This window comes from Pseudomonas sp. EA_65y_Pfl1_P113 (assembly GCF_963970525.1).
In the GTDB taxonomy this organism is placed as follows: domain Bacteria; phylum Pseudomonadota; class Gammaproteobacteria; order Pseudomonadales; family Pseudomonadaceae; genus Aquipseudomonas; species Aquipseudomonas tritici.
Genome location: NZ_CAXAQM010000428.1, coordinates 1 through 492, shown reverse-complemented (window position 1 = coordinate 492; position 492 = coordinate 1). Strand labels below are relative to the sequence as shown.

The following is a 492-nucleotide window of genomic DNA, read 5'->3' as shown; positions in this document are numbered from 1 at the left end:
TAGGACTCGCTTGCGTGGAAGGCGAAGAAGGATCTGCAATTTGACCTGGGCGTGGTCGCTGGCCTCAATCGCGCGGCCCCGGACACGGAACTTTATGTCGGGATTTCGCGGCGTTTCTGACCCATGCCCATCCCATCAAATCGGACCAGTTCCCGAAAGTTGGCGGGCATTGCTATTCATTTCAGGTTCAATAATATCAGTAAGTCTCTGAAAATAAGTCCTTTCAGTGTTTGGCATGAGTAATGCACCAACACGGTTGCGGGCCGACCACCGGAACCCGCCGACCTAGCGGAGGACCGACCATGACCAACCTTTTCCTGATTGCCTCGAGCGCCGTGCTGAGCGTCACCGCATAGCCTCTCGTTGCGCGCGATGCCAAGCCCGTTGCTGCCGAAAGCCAGCCAGTGGGATCGACCCAGCGTGCGCCAAGCGAAAATACCGCCCGGAAATATTGCGTGGTGGATACCGTCACCGGCTCGCGCCTTTCCCATA

Annotated in this window: 1 protein-coding gene; it reads right to left on the bottom strand. The window is 57.3% G+C overall.

What is annotated here, in order from left to right:
- Nucleotides 1–176: 176 nt before the first annotated feature.
- On the bottom strand, nucleotides 177–492 hold a 316-nt coding region (locus AACY52_RS30405; protein WP_339561396.1), incomplete at its 5' end, for a hypothetical protein.